Annotated in this window: 4 protein-coding genes and 2 pseudogenes; 3 read left to right on the forward strand and 3 right to left on the reverse strand. The window is 61.0% G+C overall.

The window, feature by feature from the left end; translation table 11 throughout:
- Both HX846_RS17705 and HX846_RS17710 read right to left on the reverse strand, forming a co-directional pair.
- Nucleotides 1-180 (reverse strand): annotated as a pseudogene (locus HX846_RS17705) (hypothetical protein); the annotation flags it as partial.
- A 99-nt stretch (nt 181-279) separates the two neighbouring features.
- Nucleotides 280-1,245 carry an AraC family transcriptional regulator gene (locus HX846_RS17710; protein ID WP_178965805.1) on the reverse strand — a complete coding sequence of 322 codons (966 nt, stop codon included), beginning with the start codon at nt 1,243-1,245 and terminating at the stop codon, nt 280-282.
- A gap of 100 nt (nt 1,246-1,345) precedes the next feature.
- On the opposite strand from HX846_RS17710, the gene HX846_RS17715 reads away from it, so the two are divergent.
- Nucleotides 1,346-2,185: an SDR family oxidoreductase gene (locus HX846_RS17715; RefSeq protein WP_178965806.1), complete on the forward strand. Its 840-nt coding sequence runs from the start codon at nt 1,346-1,348 to the stop codon at nt 2,183-2,185.
- 77 nt (nt 2,186-2,262) lie between these two features.
- A complete protein-coding gene (locus HX846_RS17720; RefSeq protein WP_003207766.1) occupies nt 2,263-2,718 on the forward strand; it encodes a GFA family protein in 456 nt (151 codons plus the stop codon).
- 1 nt (nt 2,719) lies between these two features.
- Here the strand turns inward: HX846_RS17720 and HX846_RS17725 are convergent, their stop codons facing one another.
- On the reverse strand, nt 2,720-3,247 hold the full coding sequence (locus tag HX846_RS17725; protein WP_134326561.1) for a DinB family protein: 528 nt from the start codon (nt 3,245-3,247) through the stop codon (nt 2,720-2,722).
- A gap of 123 nt (nt 3,248-3,370) precedes the next feature.
- Between HX846_RS17725 and HX846_RS39610 the strand changes: the two are divergent.
- Nucleotides 3,371-3,469, forward strand: a pseudogene (locus HX846_RS39610) (DUF533 domain-containing protein); the annotation flags it as partial.

The raw sequence follows: 3,469 nt of genomic DNA on the forward strand, positions 1-3,469 counted from the left end.
GGTTTTGGACTTGCGCGCGGCACGCCGAGCGGCGTTGCGTTGGGTGCGGCGGGCTTCCTTGAAGACTTCGGTGTTACGGCAGGTACGGCACTTGACCCGATTCAGCTCGGTGCTGGAAGGGAGGTTGTTGCCGTGATGACCGCAGGCAAGATGCCCGGCGACCTTGAAGTGAATGACCATGTAAGCGTCTCCTTCTTGGGGGATGCGTCGCATCGGTAATCTGCTGATGCGCGCGGGCAGGGCGAGGCAGCCATTGGCTGATGTTCACCGCTCTGTCTTTTATGACAGTTCGCTGCTCCATGCGTTCGTTTGAGGGTATTGCGTCTCCGTCGACACCCGTAGCGCCTGCTGGTAATGCAACGGCGAGCGGCCGATCTCACGTTTGAAGGCATGGCTGAATGCGCTCTGGGAGTTGTAGCCCAGCGAGAGCGCGAGCTCGATCAACGAGCGTTTGCCCTCAGCCAGCGCCCGCGCTGCCAGACGCATGCGCCACTGGGTGAGGTAGGCCATCGGCGAGACCCCGGCGACGTCCTTGAAGTAGGCCGCAAAGCTGGCTCGCGACATTGCACACGCCTTGGCCAGTACCTCCAACGGCCTGGTTTCGCCCGGCTCGCCATGGATAAGGCGCAGCGCCGGCGCCAGGCGTTTGTCGGTCATGGCGCGCAGCCAACTGCCGGACAGCGGCGGTGCGGTTTCGAAATGCAAACGCAGAATTTCGATGAACATCAGGTGCGCCAGTTGCGATGAGGCCACTGCTGCACCCGGACGATCATGCTCCCGTTCACGCACCAGTTGATTGAGCAACCAATGCAGTGTTTCGAGCGCATGGGTCCTGGCATTCAAATGGATGAAGGGCGCCAGTGCTGCACGTAGCAGGTGTTCGGAGTCAGGGCTGAGTTCCACCTTGCCGCCAATCATGAAGAACTCATCCCCATCGCCGTGATACGCCAGGGCACCCACTCGCTTGTTGAGGATCTGTTGCAAATCCACCGGTGTTGCACTCAGGTCGCTGGCCATGACATGGGGCCTTTCGGCCGACAGTAGAAACACATCGCCTTCGTTTACCGCAATGGGCGTGCTTTCGCCTTTGATCTTCAGCCAGCACGTCCCTCGCAACACGCCCCAGAACTTCAATTGGGTAGCCGGTGGAAAGGCGATCGCCCAGCGTCCGCCCGCCACCAGGCCGCCGGACATCACGGAGCGGGCTTGCATGAAGGTGAGCAACTCGGAAAATGGATCAGTCATGATTTAGACGATTGCTTATAAAAATTGGAGTCTAGCGCATTCATCGTCTAGGTCGGATGGATATGCTGGGGTCTCCAACGTCACTACAGAGGGTTTGATCATGACATCACGCACTTGGTTGATCACCGGAGCCAACAGTGGCTTTGGACGCGAGATGACCGAGCAATTATTGGCACGGGGGGAGCGCGTTGCGGGCACGGTCCGGGATTTGGCGAGCATGGGGGACCTGCGAGCGCTTCATGGCGAAAGGCTGTGGCTGGCCGAGTTGGATCTGACTGATACCCCGGCGATTCGCCGGGTGGTCGATCAGGCATTCAAGGCGCTGGGGTCCATTGAGGTGGTGGTCAGTAACGCAGGCTACGGCCTTTTCGGCGCCGCAGAAGAGATGACCGATCAGCAGATCGAGCATCAATTGGGTACCAACCTGCTGGGTTCCATTCAATTGTTGCGCGCCGCGCTGCCCCACCTCAGGGCCCAGGGTGGCGGGCGGATCCTGCAACTGTCCACCATGGGCGGGCAGGCCGTTTTCCCGGGTGGTTCGCTGTACCATGCGAGCAAGTGGGGAATTGAAGGCTTTGTCGACGCCTTGGGCGAGGAAGTGGCTTGTTTCAACATCGGCTGCACCCTCATCGAACCCGGTAGCGCCCGCACCGGTTTTCGCTACCGCAGCGCGCAACTGGCGCCACGCCTGGAAGACTACGACCGTTCTCCTTCCAGCCACGCACGGCGGATGATCGAAGGCGGCACGACGGTGTCGTCGGGTGACCCGGCCAAGATGGTTGCGATCATGCTTGCCAGCGTCGACCAGCACCCTGCGCCCAAGCGCATTGCCTTGGGGCCAGACGCCTACACCGTGATGCACAAGCAGCTCAGCGACCGTCTGGCAGCACTGGAAGCGCAAAAGGACCTGGCATTTTCGACGGACTTCTTTGTGCCGTAACGAAACCGGCATCGCTGTTCGCGACGCACCCGCTCGTTTATCCTCCGGTCACACACACAATGTGACTGGAGTGGAAGATGAGCAATCAAGAGTCCCAGGAAGGCGGCTGCCGTTGTGACCGGGTGCGTTTTACCGTGACCGAAAAACCATTGATCACCATGGCGTGCCACTGCACCGGGTGCCAGAAGATGTCATCCAGCGCGTTCTCGCTGAGCGCGCTGATCCCCAGCCACGGATTCACCATCACCCAGGGCAACCCGGTGATCGGCGGGTTGCATGGCGTAGACCGCCACTACTGCTGCCCCCACTGCATGAGTTGGATGTTTTCCCGCCCCAATGGCGTGGAAGATCTGATCAACCTGCGCCCCACCATGCTGGATGACGCCAGCGGCTATGTGCCATTCATTGAAACCTGGACCAGTGAAAAGCTGCCGTGGGCGACTACCCCGGCGCAGCACAGCTTTGCGCAGCTCCCGGAGAGGGAGAATTTCCCCGCGCTGATACAGGCGTACGCCGAGTACAGCGGCGGTTGAACTAGTCCATCAGCGCCAGCAGGTCGGTGTCGCCCACGTCGCGCCCGGCCTGGGTCAGCAGCGTTGTCACCTGGCCCCGGTGGTGGGTCTGGTGATTGAAGAAGTGCACGAGCAGGGCATGAAAATTCTTGTTCATGGGCGTGCCCGCCATGTTGTGGTACTGCAGGGGCTGATCCAGGTCCGACTCACTGATCGACTGCACCCAGTCGATGATGAGCTGGTCGAGCCAGGCGCGGTGGGCCGACAGTTCACGGATATCGGCGAAGGCCAGTTGATTCAGACGTGGCGGCAACCCCAACGCGTCTAACGGTACCAGCGCGGCAAAGCCTGCCGGATGCTCGGCGAAACGCTTGAGCCAGACGCGATCACCCAGGGCGAGGTGGTTCAGCGTGCCAAGGATCGATCCGAAGAACGCGCCACGGTCGGCAATCAAGTCTTCGTCGCTCAGGCCGTGGGCCGCTTCATACACCTTGCGGTTCATCCACTGGTTATAGGTCGCCATCAAGGCAATCTGCTCGGTACGGGTCACGTGAGGTTCCTCGATGGGGGGGCGTCGCCATGATAATGCGAGCCTGCCGGGCGGTCATGGTGTTCTCGCGCAGCGCAGCTATTGTTGTTGATCTGGAACTCTGCGCCCTGGGAGGGTGACACCATGAATACCGGCGATCTACTGGAACAATTGCTGCGCGCGGGCCAGGCCTCGTCCAGCCAGCAGGGCGGCGCTGCACCCGGGTCTCAGGGCGGGCTCGGT

The sequence above is a fragment of the Pseudomonas sp. K5002 genome (assembly GCF_013386655.1).
In the GTDB taxonomy this organism is placed as follows: Bacteria; Pseudomonadota; Gammaproteobacteria; order Pseudomonadales; family Pseudomonadaceae; genus Aquipseudomonas.

Coding starts and splice junctions, on each gene's coding strand:
- HX846_RS17720 (WP_003207766.1), top strand. CDS start 2,263: ATGAGCAATCAAGAGTCCCAGGAAGGCGGCTGCCGTTGTGACCGGGTG.
- HX846_RS17710 (WP_178965805.1), bottom strand. CDS start 1,245: ATGACTGATCCATTTTCCGAGTTGCTCACCTTCATGCAAGCCCGCTCC.
- HX846_RS17715 (WP_178965806.1), top strand. CDS start 1,346: ATGACATCACGCACTTGGTTGATCACCGGAGCCAACAGTGGCTTTGGA.